The 24,486-nt window shown below is 58.8% G+C and carries 27 protein-coding genes; 11 read left to right on the top strand and 16 right to left on the bottom strand.

Annotated features, from left to right (window positions below):
• Window positions 1-61: 61 nt before the first annotated feature.
• A complete protein-coding gene (locus AC2FH0_RS12315; RefSeq protein ID WP_142635322.1) occupies window positions 62-520 on the top strand; it encodes an Lrp/AsnC family transcriptional regulator in 459 nt (152 codons plus the stop codon).
• 1 nt (window position 521) lies between these two features.
• Here the strand turns inward: AC2FH0_RS12315 and AC2FH0_RS12310 are convergent, their stop codons facing one another.
• Window positions 522-1,361: a CPBP family intramembrane glutamic endopeptidase gene (locus AC2FH0_RS12310; protein WP_496691846.1), complete on the bottom strand. Its 840-nt coding sequence runs from the start codon at window positions 1,359-1,361 to the stop codon at window positions 522-524.
• A gap of 276 nt (window positions 1,362-1,637) precedes the next feature.
• Between AC2FH0_RS12310 and ppk2 the strand changes: the two genes are divergently transcribed.
• Window positions 1,638-2,555: a polyphosphate kinase 2 gene (gene ppk2, locus AC2FH0_RS12305; RefSeq protein WP_496689073.1), complete on the top strand. Its 918-nt coding sequence runs from the start codon at window positions 1,638-1,640 to the stop codon at window positions 2,553-2,555.
• Between the two features lie 58 nt (window positions 2,556-2,613).
• Here the strand turns inward: ppk2 and AC2FH0_RS12300 are convergent, their stop codons facing one another.
• Both AC2FH0_RS12300 and rpsU read right to left on the bottom strand, forming a co-directional pair.
• A complete protein-coding gene (locus AC2FH0_RS12300; protein WP_496789442.1) occupies window positions 2,614-3,741 on the bottom strand; it encodes a CAP domain-containing protein in 1,128 nt (375 codons plus the stop codon).
• 267 nt (window positions 3,742-4,008) lie between these two features.
• Entirely contained in the window at window positions 4,009-4,215 is a 207-nt protein-coding gene (gene rpsU / locus AC2FH0_RS12295) for a 30S ribosomal protein S21 (protein WP_005614280.1), read from the bottom strand.
• 111 nt (window positions 4,216-4,326) lie between these two features.
• Here rpsU and AC2FH0_RS12290 point away from each other — a divergent pair, with 111 nt between their 5' ends.
• Window positions 4,327-5,019 carry a COQ9 family protein gene (locus tag AC2FH0_RS12290; protein WP_496785860.1) on the top strand — a complete coding sequence of 231 codons (693 nt, stop codon included), beginning with the start codon at window positions 4,327-4,329 and terminating at the stop codon, window positions 5,017-5,019.
• A gap of 62 nt (window positions 5,020-5,081) precedes the next feature.
• Entirely contained in the window at window positions 5,082-6,068 is a 987-nt protein-coding gene (locus tag AC2FH0_RS12285; RefSeq protein WP_496749977.1) for an NAD(P)H-quinone oxidoreductase, read from the top strand.
• 9 nt (window positions 6,069-6,077) lie between these two features.
• Here the strand turns inward: AC2FH0_RS12285 and AC2FH0_RS12280 are convergent, their stop codons facing one another.
• The gene (locus AC2FH0_RS12280) at window positions 6,078-6,935 is read right to left on the bottom strand and encodes a DUF2189 domain-containing protein (protein WP_496789440.1); all 858 of its coding nucleotides are present in this window, start codon (window positions 6,933-6,935) and stop codon (window positions 6,078-6,080) included.
• A 195-nt stretch (window positions 6,936-7,130) separates the two neighbouring features.
• Between AC2FH0_RS12280 and AC2FH0_RS12275 the strand changes: the two genes are divergently transcribed.
• Complete coding sequence (locus AC2FH0_RS12275; protein ID WP_496749978.1) at window positions 7,131-8,114, top strand: quinone oxidoreductase family protein; 984 nt, start codon at window positions 7,131-7,133, stop codon at window positions 8,112-8,114.
• 44 nt (window positions 8,115-8,158) lie between these two features.
• Here AC2FH0_RS12275 and AC2FH0_RS12270 read toward each other — a convergent pair whose 3' ends face one another.
• The 10 genes from AC2FH0_RS12270 to AC2FH0_RS12225 form a co-directional block, all read right to left on the bottom strand.
• Complete coding sequence (locus tag AC2FH0_RS12270; protein WP_271948532.1) at window positions 8,159-8,692, bottom strand: outer membrane protein; 534 nt, start codon at window positions 8,690-8,692, stop codon at window positions 8,159-8,161.
• A 261-nt stretch (window positions 8,693-8,953) separates the two neighbouring features.
• Window positions 8,954-9,430, bottom strand: coding sequence for a YHS domain-containing (seleno)protein (locus AC2FH0_RS12265; protein ID WP_142635340.1), 477 nt, complete (start codon window positions 9,428-9,430; stop codon window positions 8,954-8,956).
• Window positions 9,431-9,646: 216 nt separating this feature from the next.
• Entirely contained in the window at window positions 9,647-10,483 is an 837-nt protein-coding gene (locus tag AC2FH0_RS12260) for a fatty acid desaturase (protein ID WP_496696516.1), read from the bottom strand.
• A gap of 65 nt (window positions 10,484-10,548) precedes the next feature.
• Window positions 10,549-11,091 carry a GbsR/MarR family transcriptional regulator gene (locus AC2FH0_RS12255; protein ID WP_496789439.1) on the bottom strand — a complete coding sequence of 181 codons (543 nt, stop codon included), beginning with the start codon at window positions 11,089-11,091 and terminating at the stop codon, window positions 10,549-10,551.
• 81 nt (window positions 11,092-11,172) lie between these two features.
• On the bottom strand, window positions 11,173-11,781 hold the full coding sequence (gene plsY / locus AC2FH0_RS12250; RefSeq protein WP_142635346.1) for a glycerol-3-phosphate 1-O-acyltransferase PlsY: 609 nt from the start codon (window positions 11,779-11,781) through the stop codon (window positions 11,173-11,175).
• Entirely contained in the window at window positions 11,781-13,061 is a 1,281-nt protein-coding gene (gene pyrC, locus AC2FH0_RS12245) for a dihydroorotase (RefSeq protein ID WP_496789437.1), read from the bottom strand. The genes plsY and pyrC overlap by 1 nt, the downstream gene beginning before the upstream one ends.
• Window positions 13,058-13,444 (bottom strand): hypothetical protein, encoded by a 387-nt coding sequence (locus AC2FH0_RS12240; RefSeq protein WP_496789435.1) that lies wholly within the window; start codon window positions 13,442-13,444, stop codon window positions 13,058-13,060. Before AC2FH0_RS12240 ends, pyrC begins: the two co-directional genes overlap by 4 nt.
• Window positions 13,429-13,947 carry a hypothetical protein gene (locus tag AC2FH0_RS12235; protein WP_496789434.1) on the bottom strand — a complete coding sequence of 173 codons (519 nt, stop codon included), beginning with the start codon at window positions 13,945-13,947 and terminating at the stop codon, window positions 13,429-13,431. Before AC2FH0_RS12235 ends, AC2FH0_RS12240 begins: the two co-directional genes overlap by 16 nt.
• Entirely contained in the window at window positions 13,944-14,879 is a 936-nt protein-coding gene (locus AC2FH0_RS12230; RefSeq protein WP_496789432.1) for an aspartate carbamoyltransferase catalytic subunit, read from the bottom strand. The genes AC2FH0_RS12235 and AC2FH0_RS12230 overlap by 4 nt, the downstream gene beginning before the upstream one ends.
• A 74-nt stretch (window positions 14,880-14,953) precedes the next feature.
• The gene (locus AC2FH0_RS12225; protein WP_496693551.1) at window positions 14,954-15,613 is read right to left on the bottom strand and encodes a scavenger receptor class F, member 2; all 660 of its coding nucleotides are present in this window, start codon (window positions 15,611-15,613) and stop codon (window positions 14,954-14,956) included.
• A 40-nt stretch (window positions 15,614-15,653) separates the two neighbouring features.
• Between AC2FH0_RS12225 and AC2FH0_RS12220 the strand changes: the two genes are divergently transcribed.
• The 6 genes from AC2FH0_RS12220 (at window position 15,654) to AC2FH0_RS12195 (ending at window position 23,146) form a co-directional block, all read left to right on the top strand.
• Entirely contained in the window at window positions 15,654-16,418 is a 765-nt protein-coding gene (locus tag AC2FH0_RS12220; protein ID WP_496789467.1) for a uracil-DNA glycosylase, read from the top strand.
• Window positions 16,418-17,014, top strand: a complete 597-nt coding sequence (locus AC2FH0_RS12215; protein WP_496789431.1) for a metallophosphoesterase family protein — start codon at window positions 16,418-16,420, stop codon at window positions 17,012-17,014. Before AC2FH0_RS12220 ends, AC2FH0_RS12215 begins: the two co-directional genes overlap by 1 nt.
• Complete coding sequence (locus AC2FH0_RS12210; RefSeq protein ID WP_496789429.1) at window positions 17,014-17,634, top strand: LysE family translocator; 621 nt, start codon at window positions 17,014-17,016, stop codon at window positions 17,632-17,634. The genes AC2FH0_RS12215 and AC2FH0_RS12210 overlap by 1 nt, the downstream gene beginning before the upstream one ends.
• Before the next feature lie 6 nt (window positions 17,635-17,640).
• Window positions 17,641-18,183 carry a molybdenum cofactor biosynthesis protein B gene (moaB, locus tag AC2FH0_RS12205; protein WP_496696503.1) on the top strand — a complete coding sequence of 181 codons (543 nt, stop codon included), beginning with the start codon at window positions 17,641-17,643 and terminating at the stop codon, window positions 18,181-18,183.
• A 104-nt stretch (window positions 18,184-18,287) separates the two neighbouring features.
• On the top strand, window positions 18,288-19,742 hold the full coding sequence (locus AC2FH0_RS12200; RefSeq protein ID WP_496789428.1) for an efflux RND transporter periplasmic adaptor subunit: 1,455 nt from the start codon (window positions 18,288-18,290) through the stop codon (window positions 19,740-19,742).
• A gap of 5 nt (window positions 19,743-19,747) precedes the next feature.
• Entirely contained in the window at window positions 19,748-23,146 is a 3,399-nt protein-coding gene (locus tag AC2FH0_RS12195) for an efflux RND transporter permease subunit (protein ID WP_496709225.1), read from the top strand.
• Here the strand turns inward: AC2FH0_RS12195 and AC2FH0_RS12190 are convergent.
• Together AC2FH0_RS12190 and AC2FH0_RS12185 are read right to left on the bottom strand one after the other, a co-directional pair.
• Window positions 23,143-23,559 (bottom strand): NUDIX hydrolase, encoded by a 417-nt coding sequence (locus AC2FH0_RS12190; RefSeq protein WP_496696497.1) that lies wholly within the window; start codon window positions 23,557-23,559, stop codon window positions 23,143-23,145. The two genes, AC2FH0_RS12195 and AC2FH0_RS12190, sit on opposite strands and share 4 nt — an antisense overlap.
• Before the next feature lie 7 nt (window positions 23,560-23,566).
• On the bottom strand, window positions 23,567-24,379 hold the full coding sequence (locus AC2FH0_RS12185) for a protein-disulfide reductase DsbD domain-containing protein (RefSeq protein ID WP_496789427.1): 813 nt from the start codon (window positions 24,377-24,379) through the stop codon (window positions 23,567-23,569).
• Window positions 24,380-24,486 lie beyond the last annotated feature (107 nt).

Raw genomic sequence — 24,486 nt, 5'->3', positions numbered from 1 at the left:
CCGGCTTTTCTTCGGGAAAATCTTCGCTACAATGGGTAAAACCCGCAAAGGAATTGCGTGGATGAGCCTTGATACGACAGATAGAAAGATTCTGGCCGCCTTGCAGCGGAATGGTCGTATGTCGAATGCCGAATTGTCCGAGCAGGTGAATTTGTCGCCTTCGGCCTGCCACAGGCGGGTACAGAGGCTTGAGGCCGATGGCTATATCCGCAACTACGTTGCCTTGTTGGACGCGCGCAAGATGAATGTGCCAACAACGGTGTTTGTCGAGATCACCTTGCAGGGCCAGGCCGAGGAAGTACTGGAGGCTTTTGAGAAAGCCGTTGCGCGGATCCCGGATGTTTTGGAATGCCACCTGATGGCAGGAACTGCGGACTACATCCTGAAGGTCGTTGCCGAAAACACCGAGGATTTCGCCCGCATCCACCGCCAATATCTGTCTCGACTTCCAGGCGTGGCGCAGATGCAAAGTTCATTCGCGCTTCGGACTGTGTTCAAGACGACGGCGTTGCCGGTTTAACCTAGGCTGGGCCGGGATAGGTGAAAATCACCAGATGCGCCGCGTTAAAGGCGAAATGCATCAGAACCGGAACCCAAAGACGTCCTGTCGCGTAATATCCCAGGCCACATGCCGCGCCAAGAAGGGCTGCAAAGAAAACCAATGCAGGTCCACCTGCAAAATGTGCAAGCCCGAAAAGCAGGCTGGCCGCAGCAATCCCCGCAGCAGCCCCCAGGCGTTTGGAAAGTGCTGATTGCAGATAGCCACGGAAAAAGACCTCTTCCGTGAGGCAGGTCAGAAACAGGTTGGAAAGTGCAAAGATCATCCACCAATGGGGAAGGGTGAACTCTGGCCGGATGGCACCAACTGAGAGGCCCAGTAGAAACAGGGCCGGCAATGCGACCAGCCCGACCGCCAGCGGCGATTTGCGTATATACGCTACCCCATCATTCATGCGTGGCCACGCCAGAAGGACGGCGAACAGGATCAGAGGCTTGTCCAGGTTCAGGTACATTGTGAAATCGGTGCTGCCCGGACCGGAATGAACCCGGTCCAGTACCAGAAGGTTATGAAAGCCCGGAACCAGATGTGCGCCCATGGCCAAGCACCACAGGATCAAGGCGATATGTCCAACAAAGGAAAACGCACCGTTCAAACCGCGTAGCATCAACGCCCCGGCAAGACCTGCTGACGAAATAGCTGCGGCAAAGGGCGTGACCAGACCCAAGGTCAGGGCAATCAGGCCAAAACAGGTCAGCAGAACGATCCCCAAAGACCATTTCCCCGAAACAGCGCATATCTGCGCGGCGATCAGGATAAACCAGGGCCAAACAACCGGCAGAACAGATATGAAATGCGCCACGGCCCCTCTCTGAAATGACCTGTGCTTTGATGCCCTCAGAACACTCGGGCTGGCAAGTCGTGTTAACAGGTTTCATACAAACTGAAGTAGGAGTGGCTCTGGCGATTGAATGATCCAGCCGAGCGGAAATGCCAAGTTTCCGAATTCCTAGGGCAGTGATCTTGCTGACCCCGGCAGATAAGCTTAGAAAAAGGCTTTCATCTACCTCTGTGATGACATCAGGCGGTTACACGCGCCTGATAGGGTCCTGACCCGACAATTGATAAGGAGCAGACCTTGACCGACGAGTTTAACCATGCACCAAAAGACTGGCTCGAAGCCGAGTTGGAAGACGCGCTGGACGAAGATTTTGAGATCGAATTCAGCGAGCCCATGCTGTCGGTGGAAGTGCGGAAGATCTACAAGGATCAGCATCCCGACATGCTGGATCGCAAGGTCTATTTCCGTAACTTGCTGCGACTTCAGGCTGAACTGATCAAGGTGCAGGACTGGGTGCAACATACCGGTGCCAAGGTCTGTATCTTGTTTGAAGGCCGGGACAGTGCTGGCAAGGGTGGGGTGATTAAGCGGATTACGCAGCGTCTGAATCCGCGTGTTGCCCGGGTGGTAGCTCTGCCGGCGCCCAGTCGTCGTGAGCAGAGCCAGTGGTATTTCCAGCGTTACGTTCCGCATCTGCCCGCCGCCGGTGAGATCGTTCTGTTCGATCGGTCCTGGTATAACCGTGCCGGGGTCGAAAGGGTGATGGGGTTTGCCAGCAAAGATCAGGTTGATCAGTTCTTTCAGGACGTTCCCGAATTCGAACGGATGTTGGTTCGATCCGGGATCATCTTGCTGAAATACTGGTTCTCGATCACGGATGAGGAACAGCAGCTGCGATTCCTTATGCGGATTCACGATCCTATGAAACAGTGGAAACTGTCCCCCATGGATCTGGAATCCCGTATCCGCTGGGAGGCCTATACCAAAGCCAAAGAGGACATGCTGTTCCGTACCAACATCCGAGAGGCGCCCTGGTACATCGTCGAAGGCAACGACAAAAAGCGTGAGCGCCTGAACTGTATTGAGCATCTTCTGACCAAGATCCCCTATACGGATGTACCGCAGGAAAAAGTCGACCTCCCGGATCGCAAATATAATCCGGAATACGAACGGCGTGTTTTGCCGGACGAGCTGTACGTGCCCAAGATTTACTGATCACGATAAACGCCCCCGGATTCCGGGGGCGTGGCTTTAGTTTTCGCTTGTCCGGCCTTCAGAACACAAAGTCGTCTCTTGCCAGGTCTGATAACAAGGTATCTTCTAGTGTCAGGGTGTGGCCGTTACCGGCATCGATGATGACGTCATTTCCGGATTGCGAAATGTGGTTCTTCATCAGATCGTTATACCCAACGATAGACTTGGCCTGCCGGAGGTTGACGATATCCTCGTCAGTGAAATCCGTTACAGTATCCGCGCCCTTGGTGAAGTAGAATTGATCCACTCCGGTGCCACCGGTCATGACATCTGCGCCATTGCCGCCAATCAGTTTGTCGTTGCCCGCGCCGCCGACAAGAATGTCGTTGCCTCCTCCGCCTTTAAGCACATCTTTTCCGCCGCCACCGTCCAGCTGGTCAATGCCATAGCCGCCTTTCAGAAGGTCTTTGCCATCCCCCCCATTCAGGTCGTCATTATCAGCACCGCCAACCAGAGTGTCATTTCCGCCTTCGCCGTTCAGGGTGTCGTCGCCGGAGCGGCCAAGCAGCTTATCTCGGCCGCCGCCGCCAACCAGGGTATCATCACCGCCGCGCCCATCCAAAAGGCCAGCCTGTCCGGATTTCAAAACGAACCAGTCATCCGCAGCAGTGCCGATCTTGCCAGCCCTGACGTCCAACTGCCCCGAGGGCGGTGGAGGTGTGGAACCACCGGAACCACCCGAACTGCTGGTATCAAGCTGCAAAGGCGCAGAGGTCCGTGCAAAGTTCTGGGTCACCATGATGGCGTTCCAGCCGTCATAGTTTCCGACCTCAATCCCAATTCCGATAACGGTCACGTTGGCGTCCAGAATATTCGCGCGATGGCCGGAACTATTCATCAGGCTGTTGTGCAGATCCTGAACGTCATCCGACAGCCCCGGCGCACCGCGGACACTCTGCCATGCGATGTTTTCAGTCGCACGCCAGCTTCCGGAGAATTCGAAGCCCGCATCTTCCATTCTGTCCGATGGTCGCGAACCTCCGGCGCCGGTATGGCTGAACTTATCGACGTTCAGCATCCACTCGCTGTGATCTTCCGCCGCTGCGTTCAGCCGAAGCTCAAGCTTGACCGGTTGTAAGCCCGCCTTCGCCCGCTCTGCATTGATCAATGCGAGCATCTGCCGTTCTAGATCGCTGGCCGTTGACATGATTCTGCCTCCAATAGATTGCGTTATTTTGGCGGGACATTAGTGGCGAGAACTTGGCGACGAGAAGACACAATCGTGCCGCTCGCGGTTGGTGGGCAGATCGCCACCGGAAGTTGAATCTGAGTTCGCGATTTATCGCGCATTGACGCTGGGTTGCGTCAGCCAGTCGCGAAAAAGCGCGCAACGTCACCCTGAAAACGACAAACCCCCGGGCGATGCCTCGGGGGTCGTCAAATAGTGTCATCCAAAACTGGACGAGGAAGGTGCTTAGAGCAGACCTTCGCGCTGTGCTTTCTTACGTGCCAGTTTACGGGCACGGCGGATCGCTTCAGCTTTCTCGCGCGCTTTTTTCTCGGACGGTTTCTCGAAATGTTGCTTAAGCTTCATTTCGCGGAACACGCCTTCGCGCTGCAGCTTTTTCTTCAGGGCACGAAGCGCCTGATCGACGTTATTGTCGCGAACACTAACCTGCATGTGGTTGTCACCACCTTTCTAGATAGAGTTGCAAGGAAATTGCAGGAATTGGCCGTATAGCAAAGCGCCTCTATCTTGTCTAGTACTGGTCCTGATAACCGGAGAACCGCCATGACAACCACCTATGAAGACGCCAAGCAGCAGCTTTTGGATGCGATGCTGACACATGTTCCCTTCGATGGCTGGTCGGAAACCAGCTTTCGCGCGGCGATTGAAGAATGTGGAATGGATGACGTTCTGGTGCGGGCGATTTGTCCGCGTGGTGCCGTTGACCTAGCGTTGGCATTTCATGCGCGCGGGGACGCTGTGATGGCAGATCGCCTTAAAACTGAGGATTTGGGCGATATCAAATTCCGTGACCGGATCGCTGCTGCCGTCCGGTTCCGGCTGCAGGCCGTGCCGGATAAGGAACTCGTGCGCCGGGGTATGACCATGTTTTCGCTGCCAAGCCACGCGGCTGATGGCGCAAGGGCAGTATGGCAAACCTGTGATCTGATCTGGGACACGCTGGGGGATACGTCCGACGACGTGAACTGGTACACCAAGCGGGCGACATTGTCGGGGGTCTATTCCTCGACCCTGTTGTTCTGGTTGGGGGACGATTCGCCCGGGAATCAGAAAACGTGGGAGTTTCTGGACCGTCGTATCGACAATGTCATGCAGTTCGAAAAGCTTAAGGGGCAGGTGAGGGACAATCCTCTGTTCAGACCGTTTCTTGCTGTTCCGAATTGGTTGGCCGGGCAGGTGAAGGCTCCGACTAAAACCCACGGCACGCTTCCCGGATTCCTGACACCGCGCAAGTAGTCCTCTTGCTACTGGGCCTTGACGTTTCAGCCTGCTAGGCATTGGCCAAAGGAGATCTACCCATGACTCAGATGATGCGCGCCGTTGAAATCACCGAACCCGGCGGTCCGGATGTTCTGCAACTGACAGAACGCCCGATGCCCCAAGCTTTGGCCGGTCAAGTGATCCTCAAAGTCGCCTATGCGGGGGTGAACCGCCCGGACGCTCTGCAGCGCGCCGGTGCCTATAATCCACCTCCGGGTGCCAGTGATCTGCCGGGTCTTGAGGCCGCGGGAGAGGTCGTGGCCGTCGGGGCGGGGGTCGAAGACCTATCCGTTGGCGATCAGGTCTGTGCTTTGCTGCCGGGCGGCGGCTATGCCGAATATGTGGCCACACCTGCGGCGCATTGTTTGCCGGTGCCAGCGGGGATGGGCCTAAAAGAAGCCGCCTGCTTGCCCGAGACCTTCTTTACCGTCTGGTCCAACGTCTTTATGCGCGGCAGCCTGAAGGCCGGTGAGCGGTTTCTGGTGCATGGTGGTTCCAGTGGTATCGGCACAACGGCGATTCAGCTGGCGAACGCCTTTGGAGCGCGGGTTTTTACGACTGCAGGCTCGGCTGAAAAATGTGAGGCCTGTGAAAAGCTGGGTGCCGAACAGGCGATCAACTACCGTGACGCGGATTTCGTAGCCGCGATGCGGGCCGAGGGCGGGGCGAACCTGATACTGGACATGGTGGGCGGCGACTATATCCCACGCAACGTCAAGGCGCTGGCCGAGGATGGGCGGCTGGTGCAGATAGCCTTCCTTCAGGGGCCCGTGGTCGAGCTGAATTTTGCGCTTATGATGGTCAAACGCCTGACCTTGACTGGCAGTACCCTGCGCCCGCAAAGCGATCTGGCCAAGGCAAAAATCGCTTCGGATCTGCACGAAGCGGTCTGGCCTTTGCTCGAGGCGGGAAAAGTTGCCCCTGTCATGGATAGTGAGTTTGATCTGGCTGATGCGGCGGCGGCCCATGCCCGGATGGAAAGCTCTGGCCATATTGGCAAGATTGTTCTGAAAGTTGCGGGATAAAGCTATGTTTCAGGCCACAGCACGCCGATAGAGATGCCAGGTGGCGTGGCCTAGTACCGGCATCACGACGATCAGGCCCAGCAACATCGGGATCGCTCCGATGACCAGCAGCGCGGCAACGATGAATCCCCAGCTCAGGATGACGCCCGGATTGCGACGCAACACCCGTACGGATGTCACCACGGCGACCGGAACGCCCACTTTGCGGTCCAGCAGCAGCGGAAAGCTGACGACGCTGATTGCCAGGGCGACGAGGGCAAACAGAAACCCAACAGCATGCCCGAACAAGATCATGGTCCATCCAGCGGCGGTGGTGAACACTTGGGTTAGAAAGGCACCCAGCGACGCGGGCAGGTCAGGGCCGAGTGTCTGAACATAGATGCTCTGCGCGACCATCAGCCAGACCAGAAACAGCATGACCATGTAAAACGCCAAAGCCAGAATTGCACCCAGGGAAGGGGACTGGAACACGCCAAACGCATCCAGCCATCCAGCCTCGTCACCATGTTCTCGTTTGCGGCTGATTTCGTACAGGCCAAGGGCGGCTACCGGACCCACAAGCGCAAAACCACCAACCAGCGGTGCCAGCAGTGGAACCATGTTTGTGTTCAGCCCAATTCCGAACATCAGAAAACCTGCGATCGGATAGATGAGCACCACGAATATCGCATCGGCCCTTGTATCCAGAAAATCGCTGTATCCTGCCCTCAGGCAGGCCCAAAGATCATCCATCGTCAGCGTACGAACCACTGGCAGGTGTCGTGTATCCGCGCTGCCGATATGGCTGATATTTTCAGCTAGGTGATCCCCGGTTGCACCTATGTTCCGTGCCGCCCAGGTGATCGGATTGCCAATCGTTTTGTCCATTGCCGTCCCCTCCTGCATTGCGATGTTGCGCAGCGGGGTCAATCCGGCGACTTGTTGCTTTTGGCCGGACCAGCCAGCAACGCCTTGGGCATAGTATAGCACAAAATTTCGCGTTTGGGTTGCGCCTCGCGTAATCGTGTCGATTGCCCTGCGTCACAGGCATGTTAGCTTGGCCTGAGGCTAGAGGAGGACAACATGCAGAAAACGGCACGAACCGTCGTCATCCATGAACACGGTGGCCCCGAGGTTCTGAAGATCGAAGATCGCCCACTTGGTGAACCCGGCCCCGGTGAGGTTCGTATTCGTCATCATGCCTGCGGGCTGAATTTCATTGATGTATATCAGCGCACTGGGCTGTATCCGCTGGATCTGCCTCAGGCTTTGGGCATGGAGGCCGCTGGCGTGATCGAAGCCGTTGGGGAAGGTGTAACGCATCTGGAACCCGGGCAGCGCGCGGCCTATGCTGCCTCTCCGCCCGGAGCCTATTGCGAGGCACGGGTCATGCCCGCCGCACAGGTGTGCCCGCTTCCGGATGGAATTTCTTTTGATGCGGCGGCCGCGATGATGCTCAAGGGGATGACAGTCGAATATCTGTTTCATCGCACCACACCGCTAAAACGCGGGGATACCGTGTTGTTTCATGCAGCTGCCGGGGGTGTTGGCTTGATTGCCTGTCAATGGGCCAAATCCGAGGGGATCACGTTGATCGGTACTGCCGGAACCGATGAAAAATGCAGTTTGGCGCAGTTCAATGGTGCCGCGCATTGCATCAATTACCGGACCGAGAGCTTTGCCGAGCGCGTCGCGCAGATCACCAAGGGCAAAGGCGTAGACGCGGTGATGGATTCCATCGGGTCGGACACGTTTGACGGATCGCTCGACAGCCTGAAACCGCTTGGCATGATGATCTCGTTCGGCAATGCCTCTGGCCCGGTGCCTCTGATCGACATTGGCATTCTGGCCAAGAAAGGATCGCTCAAGATAACGCGGCCAACGCTCTTCACACATATTTCGGACCACGCGGTCTGTCAGGCCATGGCGCGGCGCCTGTTCAACAAGGTCGAAGGCGGCGAGGTCAAAATCCACATTGATCAGAGGTTCCCGCTGGATCAGGTGGCCGAGGCCCATCGCGCACTTGAGGCGCGCCAAACCACAGGCAGCACTGTTCTTGAGCTGTAAATGAAAGGAACCCGGCGTTTGTGCCGGGTTCCGTCACTGTTTTCTTAGAACCGGTAGGTGGCGCGGGCCTGGATTGTGGTCGCGTCCACATCAATTCCGGTCGAATCGAAATCGTTGAATTCGTGATACAGGATTTCGCCTCCAACGCTGACATTGGGGGCGACAATTTGTTCATACCCAGCGCCGATGAACCAACCATCGTCACTGCCAAGATTGTCCGTACTCGCCTCGGCATAGCCCCCGATACCATATAGCAGCCCCACCGGAGTCACTTTGTATCCGGCGCGTGCTTTCAGGCGCCAAACGTCTTCGACCTCGACGCCGGGGGTCAGTTCAATGCTGGTCCAGTCATAGTCAAAACCGCCACCGACAACCCAATCCCCCAGATCATAATCATATCCCAACACGATACCGCCAATCGCGCCATCACCGTCGACGCCCGAAACATTGGTGTCGATATCGGCATAGCCGACCTGAAGGCCGCCGTAAAAGCCCGTCCAGTTGCCCGAGGATTGCGCCGAGGCGCCTCCGGCCGCAATAGAGGCGATAAAGGCCGCAATAAAAAATCTACCTGTCATTCTGTTAACCTTTCTTTCGAATTGGTCTTCAGCAAACCTGTGCTGCTCATTTGTACGTGGTATTGCCAGGGCCCGGTCTGACGACCGGATCGCTGTTTTTTGGCTGTTTCCGTACCTGATCTCTGTGCCGCCGCTTCGGGGCACTGGCCCACGTTTTTTGGGCTCGTTCCTGCTTGAACAACTAGGGTGAAAAATGGCGGTTTCAAATGGTAATCGGCGGCAGGGTGAACTGCCGCCGATCCGGTGTTTTTCTTGGGCGGATTATTGCGCCTGCAATTCCGAAGGGCTCTTGTCGGCGATATCTTTCCAGTTGGTGTCGGCGCGCTCGTTAAAGCCGGGGATGTCGCCTTCCCAACGTTCCTGAATATCTGCGGACAGATTCAGGTACAGCTTGTTGTCGACGATTCTCCAGTAGTTCGGGTCGCCGTCAAACTTGAAGCCCATCGCGGTGCCGAATGCGCAATAGCCACCATATGCAGGCAGGTAGGCATCGGGGTTTTCTTCAAACGCGACTTTGTTTTCTTCCGAGGCAAAGCGGTACAAGGCTTCGTTGTGCAGCGCAGTGATGCGGTAATCGCCCTTGGTGGCTTCGCCAGCGGTGAAGTAAGCGACCGGGTCATAGCCCTGCAGCGCCAGACCGGTCGAACTTGCGTTCAGTTCGACGCCTGCAGCCAGGGTTGAGCTTGCGATGGCAACAGACAGCGCGACGCCGCCGATAAGGGATTTGATCTTGTTCATTGTTTTCACCTTTCGTGAATCGGACTGCCGGGGGATTCCGTAATTGAGTCTGGGCAACCCTGATTGTTTTGTTCCGTGCGGTCGGTAATTGGCCGCCACGACCCCGAAGTGGGCAGCGTATTGATCACGTTCAAAACAACTAAAGGTGATTGTGTGCTGGCAAACGGATCCTGTGCGTTTCCGCTCAGGATCCTTGGGTGCGCGTACCAGCAAGGATTAGGGTTCAACCCGGAACCGGCGGGGTTCCAGCCAGCCGATGACCGGCTTGCGACTTGCGGCATATCCCGCAACCGAACGTTCCAGCCGATCCGCAAGAACGGGCAACCGGCTGACAGGAACCTTCGGGAACAGATGGTGTTCGCGGTGGTAGAACATCAGATAGGCCAGCCGCGCCAGCACCCCGCGCTGACTGCGCGCGGCAACGCCACTGTCATGCGTGCCCTGATGGGTTATCCAGACCGCAAACAGGGCGGCAAGGCATTGGGCTGTGCTCATCGCAGCCACGTGCAGTAGCAGGGTTTGCGATCCGCTCAGCACAGCAGTGGCGATCACGGCAAGCACCAGCCCCCAGTCGATCAGGATGCGGCGACGGGCCTTGACGTTGGCGACCCGCCAGGCCGCACGGTTGATGTCGAAGGGAAACCGGGGTCCGTATACCAAGACCTGCGCCAGGGTCATGTGCCCGCAATTCCCCTCGCAATCGCCCGGACCCATGGCGTGTTTGTGATGCAGCAGGTGGCATTGGCAGAAAGCGTGGTTAGAACCCAACATAAGCGCGCTGAGCACATGCATCACCAAGGAATCCTGCCGCCGCGACAGCCCGAGATTGCCATGGATCGCTTCGTGGTTCAGGCGCAGGGCGCACAGAAAGAACAGAAAGCTGGCCATAGCACCAAGTGGCCAGAGGGCAGTGCTGTAGAGCGTCAGAGACAGCAGCAGCCAGGGCAGCGGCAGCATCAGTTCCTTGATCTTGTCCCAGCGGTTCAGGGGAACCAGGTCGGCCCATTGGATGCCTTTCGGGGCGCGTTCGGGCGGGCGTTTGGGCTGGATCATGTCATGCTCCTTCTTACATCATATTCTGAGATTTCTGTATCGAGAGAAATTTGGAGGCAAAATTTTTAGGGCGACTTGTCTCCTTGTCCCTTTGGCAGCAGCCGGGCGATGCGTCCGCCAAGTTTGACGATTGCCAGTTGAACGCGGCGAGGTAGACGGTTCACATCGACATACCAGTCGTCGAACATTTGCATGGTCTCTAGCGTCTCATCAATCCGCTGGCGCACTTTGGGCGAGGTGCCGTCATTCTGAGCCTCTTGGGCAACGATACGCAGCGCGGCCAGAGTGGGCGCATATTCACGTTCGCGGCGGCCTTCAACCACAGCTTTGGTCAGGTCAAACATGTCCCGGATCGAATGAAAGTGATCGCGCCGGTCACCCAGGTTTCGGCTGGCTTTGATCAGCTTCCAGCCTTGCAGTTCCTTCAGCCCGGTCGAGACGTTCGAGCGGGCCAGCCCGAGCGTTTCACAGATCTCATCTGCAGTCATCGGTTCGGGCGAGATGTGCAATAGCGCGTGGATTTGCGCGACCGAGCGGCTCACACCCCACTTGGTACCCATTTCCCCCCAATGGAGGATAAAGTCGCGCATGGATTCAGTAAGGTGCATGATTGTATCCAGTAATTTCTGTAATGACAGAAATTACAGATAGAATTGATTCGATCAAGAACCAATTAACTCAGGCGGATATCAGGTCTTGGACCCGATCCTGGGTTCGGTGCCAGCTTTGATGCGCGAGATATTGGCGGCATGGCGCCAGTACACAAGCAATGTCAGGACGATTCCCAGAATAAACGTCGACCCGTCACTCAAAACCATGACCCAGGTTGTAGACAGGGACGCTGCTGCAAGGGCCCCAAGCGACGAAATCCGCCAGATGGCAGCGGCCACCAGCCAGGTTATGCAGCAGGCAATGCCCACGCCCCAGTCAAGCGCTAGCCAGAGGCCCAGAAAGGTCGCGACACCCTTGCCACCTTTGAAGCCCAACCAAACTGGAAAACAGTGGCCCAGAAACGCGGCCAATGCGGCGACCTGTACGGCGTCTTCCCCGGCCATGGCACGGGCGAGCAAGACGGCAGCGGCCCCTTTCCCGGCGTCAAAGATCAGAGTCAGCGCGGCGGCGGCCTTGTTACCGGTGCGAAGTACATTGGTCGCCCCAATATTGCCCGACCCGATATCGCGCAGATTTCCCAGTCCCATCACCTTGGCGATGATCATGCCAAAGGGGATCGACCCCATCAGGTATCCAATCGCGGCCCAGAGGATCAGCTGGGTCATCGTACTGTCGATCAGGGGCATCAGGGTCTCCGGTATACTTCTTGGCCTGCCACAAAGGTTGCGGTGACCTTACCTTGCATCCTCTGGCCGTCAAATGGCGTATTCTGCGATTTGGATCTAAGCGTGAACCGGTCCAGCACAAAGGGCACATCCGGGTCGAACAGAACCAGGTCGGCCGGCGCGCCCTCAGACAAGCGACCGCTGTCCAGACCCAGTCGTTTAGCTGGGTTCAGAGCCATCGCGCGGAACAGAGTCGGCAAGTCCAGTTGATCAGAATGGTACAGGCGCAAAGCCGCAGGCAGCAAAGTCTCCAGCGCCACCGCGCCCGAGGCCGCCTCTTCAAACGGGAGGCGTTTGCTTTCTTCGTCCTGTGGCGTGTGCATGGAACTGATCGTGTCGATCAGACCTGCCCGCACCGCTTCGATGACAGCCTGCCGGTCATCTTCCGACCGCAGCGGAGGTTTGACCTTGAAGAAGGTGCGATAGTCGGCCACGTCCAGCTCATTCAGCGTCAGATGGTGGATCGAGGTGCCAGCAGTGATGTCCAGCCCGTTCCGCTTGGCCCGTTCCAGCGCGGGCAGGGCGCGGGCGGTGGTAATCTGATCGGCGTGATAGGTCGCACCGGTCATTTCCAGCAACGCAATGTCGCGGTCCAGCCCCATACGCTCGGCCATTGGGGAAACGGCGGGCAATCCGCGCAAGGCGGCGAATTTGCCGTTGGTGGCGGCGGCGCCAGCGCTCAGCCCCGGTTCCTGAGGGTGGGCGATCACCAGCGCACCGCAGGATTTCGCATAGGTCAGCGCGCGGGTGAACACTTTGGTATCTGCAATGACATGATCACAGTCGGTAAAGGCGACGGCACCGGCATCCAGCAGAAATCCGATCTCGGTCATCTCGCGCCCTTCGCGCCCTTTGGTCAGGGCCGCCATGGGCAGCACGTTGACTGGGGCATCCGCCTGTGCGCGCCGGGTCGCAAATTCCAGCGTTTCCGGCGTGTCCACGGCGGGTAAGGTATCGGGGCGCGTCACGATCGTGGTCACACCGCCTGCCGCCGCCGCCAGGCCTGCGGATTTATAGCTTTCCTTGTGCCGCTCGCCCGGCTCGCAAACCTTGACGCCGAGATCGACGATGCCCGGTGCCAGGCAATGCCCGCCGCATTCGATGACCTGCGCGTCAATCGACGGGGCCGCACCTTCGCCCTTGGCCACGATACGGCCATCAGCCACATGCACCCATCCCTGTGCGTCCGCGCCAGTTTCGGGGTCGATCAGGCGGGCGTTGGTGAAGATCAGATTGCTCATGCCATGGCCCTTTCAATAGCGGTTTTGGTAGCGGCGGGATCTGCCTGATACTTGATCAGGTGCTTGTCCCCGCCTTTTGTGACGATTTGAACAAAGCTATCCATGGTTTTGACAGCCTCGATCTGGTTCAGCGCCACTTTGCGCGGGCCAGGGCCGGTCAGAGTAGTGTCTGTCATTTCCCATGCGGCCGTCAGCTCTTCTGAGGCCAGATACCACGCACGAATGCCGATTGCAGCAAGGCCCGCTGGCGCGCCGGTCCACACATAGGGATTACCGATCAGCCAAAGGATGATCATGGCCCCTGCCATAGCCGCGGCTGCCATCCACGTGTTGGTGCGGATATAGGCCCCTTTGTCGGGCGGGAAAGTCACAGGATCAGCCATAGGGCACCTCCGATAACCAGAAGGATCAGCAGCGCCAGAACCGCAGAGCCCATGCGGCGCGGTTTGTCATTTTGCGGTGCGGATTGCGACGCCGAATACGGTTTCGCGCTTTCCGTCTCAATCCGGCCACCTGCCCAGCTTGTTGCTTCTTCGGTGTAGAGGCCGATCAGGCGCAGCCTGCGGTCGGGGCGCAAAGCGGCTGTACGACCGCGAAATGCGGCGCTGCGGACCACCAGAACCCAGCCGTCAATCGCATCCAGCGCTGTGTGGTCCAGCTGATCTGCGGACACGTCGCAGCCCTCGGTCAGATAGCCATAGAGGCCAAGGTCTTCGAGGTCCGAGACCGGAAAGACGTCAACCTGTTCGGGATCCAGCCCCGCTACCCCTAGAATCTGATCGACGGCTCCGGGTTCGCGCAGAAACTTGGCCTCTTCCGGGCGCATGTCGAGTGCGAACAGGCGGATAACGCCGTGTTCATGGGATGCGACGGCCAGATCGCTCATGCGGCCTCGCGCAGATTGCGGGCCAGCAGTTCCATCGCAGCCATGCGGACGGCGACACCCATCTCAACCTGCTCCTGAATGACCGAGTGGTTGATATCATCGGCTAGCGTTCCGTCAATCTCGACCCCGCGGTTCATTGGGCCGGGATGCATTACAATGGCATCGGGTTTGGCCTGCGCCAGTTTGGCGGCATCCAGCCCGTAGCGATGATAGTATTCACGTTCCGAGGGGATGAACCCGCCATCCATCCGCTCTTTCTGAAGGCGCAGCATCATCACGACATCGACGTCTTGAAGGCCTTCGTTCATATCGTCATAGATCTCGGCTCCAAACTCGGCAAATTGGCTGGGGACCAGCGTTGGCGGGCCGATCAGGCGAATGCGGTTTTCCATCTTGCCCAGCAGGATCAGGTTCGACCGCGCCACGCGGGAATGGGCGACGTCGCCGCAGATCGCGATGTTCAACCGGTGCAGGCGACCCTTGGCGCGGCGAATGGTCAACGCATCCAGCAGCGCCTGTGTCGGGTGCTCATGCCGCCCGTCGCCTGCGTTCAGTACGGCGCAATTCACCTTCTGCGCCAACAGATCAACCGCGCCGGAATGCGGGTGCCGCACCACCAGAAGGTCGGGATGCATTGCGTTCAGCGTCATCGCCGTGTCGATCAGCGTCTCACCCTTTTTGATCGAGCTGGCCTGCATTGCCATATTCATCACATCCGCACCCAGCCGCTTGCCTGCCAGTTCGAAACTGGCCTGAGTACGGGTCGAGTTCTCAAAGAACATGTTGATTTGCGTCAGCCCCGCCAGCACATCTGAGTGCTTGTTCGGTTGCCGGTTCATCTCGACATAGGTCTCGGCCAGATCAAGAATGGCGGTAATATCGGATTGGGACAGGTGCTCGATGCCAAGAAGGTGACGATGGGCGAAACGCATGGGCGGACTCCTGTCTGACAATCGGCCCGCTTATAGAAAGCCGCGCCGCGCAAGGCAACCTTGGGATCAAGGCGTTAGGGCAGTTTCTCGCACCCCCCCTCGGGCAAGCACTGTTCGCCGGGTTTGCACCATTTGCCATAGCCGCAGTCGATCGCCTTAACCGGCACACATCCTTGATGGTTCGAACATTTGAATCCGGGGCGGCATTGTGATCCGGTTTTCTCGCACAAGAACCAACCGGGCTGCGCGCATCCTCCGCCTGGCAGGCAGGATGATCCGGCCGCACAGGTCAAGCCGTCGTCACAGGTGATGGGGCTGCCGCTGGTGGCTGAATCCGGGTCGAATTCGGGGGTGTTTCGCTGGCATTCCCCGCGCGCGTTGCAAAAGCTGTCGCCGGGGCAGTCCAGACGCGTGGTGCATGCGTTGGCCCCTTTGGGTGCGCAGCGCAACCCGCCTGCCACGCAGCGCTCGAACGGCCCGCAGCTGCGGCCGCCGCCGCAATAGGTGCCGCCCAGCGGGATGCAATGATTGTCGAAACTGCATCTTTGCCCACCGGAACAGCACCGACTGCCACAGGCGAACTGCCCCGCGCGGCACTGGTCGTTACGGTCAAACAGCTGCGCCGAAACCGGCCCACTGGCCAAGGCCAGCAGCGCCCAAATTGAGAGGATTCGAAACAGGATCAGCATGATTGCCCCAATGGTCGGTGCGACCGAGCGCGCAATCAAGGCCAATTCGCTTTCCCTCGGTCAAAAGGAGGTTAGATTGAGGTCTATGGAATCGGCTTTGGACTTTCACACAGCGCGGGCTCTGCTGGATTGGCAGATTGAACTCGGCGCGACGGATGCGATCGGGGATGCCCCGGTGGACCGCTATGCGTTGCCCGACACTGCGCCCAAATCCAAAAAGCCCACAGCGGTACAAACGGCGCCGGAAAAGCCCAAGCCGGTCGATGCGTTGGCGATTGCCGATTCAGTCGCCAAGACTGCTGGATCGCTGGACCAGTTGCGCGCTGCGATGGATGCGTTTGATCATTGCGATTTGAAACGTGGTGCGCGCCAGTTGGTGTTTGCCGACGGGACGCCGGGTGCTCGGGTGATGATTATAGGCGAGGCTCCGGGCCGGGATGAAGATCGCGAGGGCAAGCCCTTTGTTGGCCGGGCCGGGCAGTTGCTGGACAGGATGTTGTCCGCGATTGAGCTGAACCGTGCCGAAAACGTCTATATCACCAATGTTCTGCCCTGGCGGCCCCCGCAGAACCGGGATCCCAAGCCCGAAGAGATCGGCATGATGAAGCCGTTTCTGGAGCGCCACGTCGCATTGGCCAAGCCCGAGGTTCTGGTCGTGATGGGCAATATCAGCTGTCAGGCGGTGCTGGGCAAACGCGGTATAACTCGGTTGCGCGGCCAGTGGGATCAGGCTTGGGGGCTGCCGGTCATCCCGATGTTTCACCCTGCTTACTTGCTGCGGCAACCGCCAATGAAACGGCAGGCCTGGGCAGATCTGTTGGAGTTGAAGGCCCGGCTGGAGGGCAAGTGATGCGCATCCTGGCCTTTTCCGACCTGCATATGGCGCGCAGCCGGGCGGTCGAATTGGTTGCCGCCAGCGCCGAGGCGGATCTGGTGATCGGTGCTGGTGATTTCTGCAATATGCGGCAAGGGCTGGATCAGGCAATGGAGATGCTTGCGGGCATTTCGGCCCCTCTGGTTCTAACCCCCGGCAATGCCGAAAGCATCCAAGAGCTGACAGCGGCTGTGCCCGAAGGTGTCCACGTGCTGCACGGTACCGGGATGACTGTGGACGGGGTGCGCCTGTTTGGTCTGGGATATGGTGTGCCGGTGACGCTTTTTGGCGGTTGGTCCTGCGATCTGACCGAGGCCGAGGCCGCCGAGTTGCTGGATCGGTGCGACGCTGCCGATATTCTGATTACGCATTCTCCGCCCAAAGGGCATGGCGATGTCACGTCGATGGGCGGCGCTGTCGGTTCGGTCGCGGTGCGCGACGCGATCGAGCGGGTGCAGCCGCAGCTTTCTCTGCATGGCCATATCCATGACAGCTGGGGGTATCGCGGGGCAATCGGGCGCACCCAGGTGGCCAATCTGGGGCCCAGACCAAATTGGTTTGAGCTGCATTGATGATCGAAACTGTAACCCTTCTGGCGTTTATCCCGGCTGCGCTCGCTCTGAACCTCACACCCGGAGCTGATATGATGTTCTGCTTTGGGCAGGGCCTGCGCAAAGGCGCACGGCCCGCGCTTGCGGCCAGCGCCGGTATTTCTGCAGGGTCGATGGTGCATGTCCTGCTGGCTGGGCTTGGGTTTGGCGCGGCGGTATCCACGCTGCCCTGGCTGTTTGATGTGATCCGTTGGTTGGGGGTGGCCTATCTGCTGTATCTGGCCTGGCGTTCGATCCAAAACGGTGCCGTGCCGGCCGAGGCACCGGCACATAGCGGGAAACTTGCGTTTCGTGATGGGCTGCTGGTCAATCTCACCAATCCAAAGGTCATCCTGTTCGTGCTGGCCTTCATCCCGCAATTTGTGGACCCGACCTTGGGGCCAATCTTGCCGCAGTTCCTGACCCTTGGCCTTATCATCGCGCTGGGCGGCTTTGTGGTGAACGGGATGGTCGGCATGTTTGCCGGTGGCACGGGCCGAGTCTTGGTCTCGAACCCGCGTGCGTCGCGTTTCATGGGCTGGGTGACCGGAGGGATTTTTACGGCGCTCGCCATTCGGCTTGCGATTATGGAAAGGGCCTGACGTCATATGTCACGCATCGACGAAAGCAAAGAATTCATTCCAGTTCGGATCGCCGTCCTCACTGTCTCGGATACGCGGACGCTGCCCGAGGACAGATCGGGACAGACTTTGGTGGATCGGATTCAGGCGGCGGGCCATTTGGTCGCGGACCGCAAGATCCTTCCGGATGAGCGCGCCCAGATTGCAGAACAGCTGCGCGTGTGGATCGCAGATCCTGAAATAGATGCCGTCATCTCGACCGGGGGTACCGGCCTGACAGGGCGCGACGTTACAGTCGAGGCGCATCGGGATGTCTACGAGAAGGAAATCGACGCATTCGGCACGGTTTTTACAATCCTGTCGATGCAAAAGATCGGCACCTCTGCCGTCCAGTCGCGCGCCACAGGTGGCGTCGCCGGGGGCACCTATCTGTTTGCATTGCCCGGCAGCCCCGGTGCCTGCAAGGATGCCTGGGATGGAATATTGCTAAAACAGTTCGATTATCGTCACCGGCCCTGCAATTTCGTGGAAATTATGCCCAGATTGGACGAACATCTGCGACGGAAGTAAGCTGGTTACACGTTCAAATGTGTATTACCGCTTTGTGGCTTGGTATTTTTCGGGGCAAAGCTACCTTCTGAAATGCTAGCCTGATGCGAACGGGGTGATAGTAAATGCGCTTTCTGAGGCAGAGCCTTGCCGGAGTTTTCCTGACGTCCTTGACGTTGGCACTCTTGTTTGTGGCGGTTCAGATGATCGCGGGTGCAGTGCAGGATGTTCTGACGCGCGAGGATGCCGCTCCGCAGGCGCGGGAGCGCATTTTTGCGGTTACTGTCCGGAATGCCGAAGTGGAAACCGTAACGCCTTATCTTGAAGCATTTGGCGAGGTACAAAGCCGCCGCCGCCTGGAACTGCGTGCAGCGCTTGGTGGCCGTGTGATTACCTTGTCCGAAGATTTCGAAGATGGCGGTGCCGTCACTGCAGGAGAGGTTCTGGTCGAGCTTGATCCGGCGGATGCACAATCGGCGCTGGATCGCGCCAAGTCGGACCTGCTGGATGCTCAGTTTGAGGAACGCGATGCCGAACGGTCGCTGCTGTTGGCGCAGGATGAGCTGAACTCGGCCGAGGCGCAGGCCGAATTGCGGGGCCGTGCCCTGCAGCGTCAAAAAGACTTGAAAAGCCGGGGAGTGGGCGCGGCGGCATCCGTGGAAGAGGCGGAACTGGCCGAGGCATCGGCACAGCAATCTGTTTTGGCCCGGAGGATCGCGCTGGCACAGGCGGAATCGCGCGTCGATCAGGCAACGACTTTGCTGGCCCGCGCCCGTATCGCACTGGCCGCCGCCGAACGTGATTTGGAAGACATGACCATCCATGCCCGGTTCGGGGGCACATTGACCGACGTAACTTTGGTCGAGGGTCGCCTGGTCTCGGCCAACGAAAAACTGGCCGAATTGGTTGATCCTAAAGCACTTGAGGTGGCCTTTCGCGTCTCGACCGCGCAATTCGTGCGCCTGCTGGATGCTGAAGGGGATCTGATCAATTCCCCGGTCACTGTATCGCTAGAGGTTACAGGAGCAGATCTTGCGGCGCAGGGCCGCATAAGCCGCGATAGCGGCTCGGCCGGAGAAGGGCAAACCGGTCGCCTGCTTTATGCCTTGCTCGAGGATACTTCGGGATTCAAGCCCGGTGATTTCGTGACAGTCTCGGTTCAGGAACAGCCGCTTGAGAACGTGGTGCGCCTGCCGTCTTCGGTTCTGGATTCAGCAGGGACGGTTCTGATTCTGGGCAAGGATGACCGGCTTGAGGTTCTACCAGTGCAGTTGATCCGCCGTCAGGGTGATGAGGTGCTGCTGCGCGGGCGGGGGTTGGAAAGTCGCGAGGTTGTCATTGGTCGAACGCCTCTGCTTGGGGCCGGTGTCCGGGTCAGGCCGCTGCGGGATGAGGCCAACGCAGGGGGCCAGACGGATATGGTCGAGCTGTCCGAGGAACAGCGTGCCCAGCTGGTGGCGCAGGTCGAAGCCAGTGATGCATTGCCTCAAGATGTCAAAGCCCGCGTGCTGGGCCAACTGGGCGAAGCCAAGGTTCCCGCGTCGTTGGTGCGCAGCATCGAAAACCGAGCCGGAGGTTAGGCGCGATGATGCGCGAAATTCCCGGCGCGGCTGGGGGGATACTCAGCTATTTCACGCGCCACAGGACGGTCGCCAACCTGCTGCTGCTAGTTATGCTGGTGCTGGGCGCGGCGGCCATCCCGAATATGCGGGCGCAGTTCTTTCCCGATGTGATCCTTGAACGGGTGGATGTCAGCGTTAGCTGGGATGGAGCTGGCCCTGAAGATGTCGATAATGGCATCGTTCAGTTGTTGGAGCCGGCCCTTCTGGCCGTTGAAGGCGTGTCCAGCACCTCTTCGACTTCGCGCGAGGGCACAGCCCAGATCCGGATGGAGTTCGAGCCGAACTGGGATATGTCTCGCGCGGTCGAAGAGGTCAGAACAGCGGTCGACAGTGTCACCAACCTGCCAGACGACGCTGATGAGCCGACCATCCGACGCGGCGCCTGGCGCGATCGCGTCACGGATGTTGTCGTCACTGGCCCTGTCGATCCTGAACAGCTGGCCAAGTTCACCGATGAGCTGATCAACCGTTTGTTCGCTGTTGGCGTGACCCGCACCACGATCCGGGGCCTCGCCGCGCCGCGCGTTGTAGTCGAGGTGCCCACAGCACAGCTGATCGCCAACGACATCACCCTATCCGAGATCGCCTTAGCCATCGCTGCCGAGGTCAACGCCAATCCGGCAGGGGATGTGACAGGGGCCAATGCGCGCATTCGCACGGGCACCGAAAAGCGCAGCCCGGAAGAGATCGAAGGGATTACGCTGCGCAATTTCACCGATGGCTCAAAGCTGTTGATCGGTGATGTGGCGCAGATCCGGATCGAGGGGGTTACCCGAAACCGCAGCTATTTTGTTGGCAAGAACCCGGCAATGTCCGTCCGTGTGGACCGGTCAAATCTGGGGGACGCGATTGAAATTCAACACACGGTCGAAGATGTCGTCTCGCAGATGCAAGCCAGCCTGCCCGAGGGCGTAAAGGCCGAGCTGATCCGGACACGGGCGCAAGCGATCACCGACCGGCTGGATATTCTGGTCGATAACGGGCTGGTTGGGCTGGGTCTTGTGGTCTGCCTTCTGTTTCTGTTTCTGAATGCGCGGATTGCCTTTTGGGTTGCCGCGGGTATTCCGGTGGCAATGTCGGCGGCGATTGCGTTCATGTATATTGGTGGCCTGTCGATCAACATGGTGTCGTTGTTCGGCTTGATTATCACTCTGGGTATTGTCGTGGATGACGCCATCGTTGTGGGTGAACATGCCGATTTTCGCGCGCGACGGCTGGGTGAGCCACCAATGGTGGCCGCCGAACGCGCCGCACGTCGCATGGCGATGCCGGTCTTTGCTGCGACGCTGACCACGGTTATTGCCTTTTTTGGCCTGACTGCGATTGGTGGACGTTTCGGAGAGTTAATCCGCGATATCCCCTTCACGGTGATAGCGGTATTGATCGCTTCGCTGATCGAATGCTTTCTGATCCTGCCCAACCATATGGCCCACGCGATTGCGCACTCTGCCAAGGAACATTGGTATGACCTGCCGAACCGTGTGGTGAACAAGGGGTTTCGCTGGGTGCGCGATACGCTGTTCCGACCGCTGATCGCCTGGGTAATCTGGGCACGCTATGTGGTGGTGTCGGCGATGATCGTCATTCTGGCCAGCCAGATTTCCCTGTTCATCCGCGGGGACGTGAACTGGCGGTTCTTCAATGCGCCCGAGCGTGGATCGGTTACAGGCAATTTTATCATGGCCGAGGGCGCAGGCCGCGCGGATACGTTGGCCATGATGCACCAACTACAGACCTCGGTAGAGGCGCTTGGCCAACGCTATGAAGAGCGGCACGGGCGCAACCCCATTGATTACGTGCTGGCCGAGATCGGGGGATCCGCGGGCCGTGCACTTTCGGCAGCGGATGGCAAGGACACGGATTTGCTGGGCGGGATTTCGATCGAGTTGATAGATGCCGACCTGCGCCCCTATTCGAGCTTCGAGTTTGTCGGAGAGTTGCAGGAAATGGCGCCAAGCCATCCCAAACTTGAGCTGCTCAGCTTCAGGGGCTGGCGGTCTGGTCCGGGAGGAGATGCGATTGACGTGCAGCTCTACGGCGCCGATGTGAACACGCTTAAAACGGCTTCCGAGGACTTGCAGGTCGCGCTTTCGAAATACCCTGAGGTTTCAGCGCTGGAAGACAATCTGGCCTATGACAAGGAAGAATACATTTTGGATCTGACCGCGCAGGGACAGGCGCTGGGCTTTCGGATCGAAACATTGGGCCGGGTGCTGCGGGACCGTCTGAACGGGATCGAGGCCGCGACCTTTCCTGATGGCCCGCGCAGTGCCGAGATCCGGGTTGAATTGCCTGAAGGAGAACTGACCGCCGATTTCCTGGAACGCACACTGATGCGCACGCCCGATGGAGTCTATGTCCCGTTGGCCGATATCGTTTCGGTTCAGCGTAAATCCGGATTCTCGACCGTGCGGCGTGAAAACGGGCTGCGGGTGATTTCGGTCTATGGCGATATCTCCGAGGATGATCCAACACGCGCGGCCGAGATCGCCCGTGCGATGAGCGAGGAAATTCTGCCCAATATCGCAGCCACACGTCAGGTCGAGTGGACCATGGCAGGTCTGAGCGAGCAGGAAGAAGAGTTTCTGTCCGAAGCCCGTACCGGTCTGATCCTGTGCCTGACGGGCATCTATCTGGTGCTGGCCTGGGTCTTTGCCAGTTGGACCCGACCATTGGTGGTGATGGCGATCATTCCGTTTGGTTTGGTCGGAACCATTTGGGGTCATTATATCTGGGAGGTTCCGCTCAGCATGTTCACGGTCGTTGGCCTGCTTGGGATGACCGGAATCATCATCAACGACTCGATTGTTCTGGTGACGACGATTGACGAGTATCAGCAGACTCGTGGGCTGATGCCCTCCATCGTCGAGGGGACATCGGACAGATTGCGGCCAGTAATGCTGACGACGCTGACCACGGTTCTGGGCCTGACCCCACTGTTGTACGAAGGATCGCAGCAGGCACAGTTCCTCAAACCGACTGTGATCACGCTGGTCTATGGGTTGGCGTTTGGGATGGTGCTGGTATTGCTACTCGTTCCTGCCCTGCTGGGGATCCTGAACGATCTGTCGCGGCCAATGACGGCCATGCGTCGCGCAATTCGGGCGCCGGATCGTGTGGTGCAGGGGGCGCTTGTTGTCACCGGGTTTGCCTTGATGCTCTGGTTTGCGTTGACGATGATCTGGCCTGCGGTGACCGGGTCTCCACCGGGCCTTGTTTCGGGGCTTTATGCCGGGCCAGAGGGCCCCTCAATCCTGCGGATGGGGTTTGGAGCTTTTACTGCCGGCGCCACGGTGATTCTGGTGGTGAGCATTGTTTTGTCGGGCCTGTTGTACGCCCGTCTCAAAGGACGCACCGCCTAGCCCTGACGTAGTGCGGTTTCCAACAGGTTTGTGACCCGGTCACTCATGGGCAGTGCGCCTTGTCGGATCAAGTCCAGTGGGAACCAGCGTGCATCCATTGCGTCATCCCCCGCAACCGGTTGCCCGGTCTGATACTGGCAGGCCACGCCAACCAACAGGTAATGAGACAGAACCGCGCCATGAGCGTCGCGGCGCAACAGGTCCAGATTGTCCAGATACCGCAACGGCTCGGCAATCACCGAGGTTTCTTCGCGCAGTTCCCGCTGTGCTGCCTGCAGGACGGTTTCGCCCCATTCCACATGGCCGCCGGGAAAGCCCCATAGCCCCTTATCCGGTTGCTTGCTACGCTGAACCAGAAGGACGTGCCCGTCATGAATGACGACCGCAAGCGCACCGATTTTCGGAGTTTGCATCATGGGGTCAGCCAGCGCTGCACCCCAGAATGTCCACCGCGTGATTGGCACCCAGAACAGTGATCCGGATCTTTGAGCGATCCAGCGCAAACGGACCGCCCGAGGCGTTGATCACCTCGGATGTGGCGACCAGAGTACCGCCCTGCCGTTTGGCGTCGGTTTGCGAGGCCCACAGCTCGGGGTTGCCGGGCTCGATCACGGCAACCTCGAGGCCACCGGCGGAAGGCATGGTGACGCGCGCCTCGATCTGCATTCCGTCAGACGTCGGGGTCAGGTGGCACCGCGCGTTGGCGACCCGGGCTTCTTTGGCGGAATAGGGACGCTTGGCCAGTGCCGCCGCGATCGTCGGGTTGCGCTCTGCTTCGGCGTTCAGGGTATGATCGAAGCCCAAACGTTCCGGGATGCAGACGTCTTTGCAGACCCCCAGATCCACCGTGCCTTTCAGCCGCACGGGTTTGGCCGGGTTCTTCGGCAAAATTTCGACAGGGAGGACCATTTGATTTTGGTATCCAATCGACTGCAGGCCATTCTGATCAAAGACATCCGGCGCGGGCCATGTGATCGACACGCTGCCGACATTGGTTGATCTATTCCAGTCGAACTGTGGCGGAATACCTGCATCGCCCGGCGCCCGCCAATAGGTCTTCCAGCCGTCCTGCAGGGTCACCCGCAGCGCCCCAAGATAGGCTCCATTTGCTGTGCGCCCGCCGTCCAGGATATCCAATTCGGCCACCGAGCCGACCACTTGTGCAGATGCCGGTCCAATCGCGCCAACGGTCACGGCAAAGGCGGCTGCCAGAAATGTCTTGTGAATGTTCATACCCTATAAATGCGTGGTCTCGAGGCGAATTCCAAGTCACGTTCGGGTCACTCGAATGAAATCTAGCGAAATCGCCGCTCGTCCCTTGCCAATACCGGGACTGCGGG

The sequence above is a fragment of the Ruegeria sp. CDSC051 genome (assembly GCF_059610665.1).
Note: the sequence above shows the minus strand (reverse complement) of the source record. Positions and strands in the feature narration are given on the sequence as shown.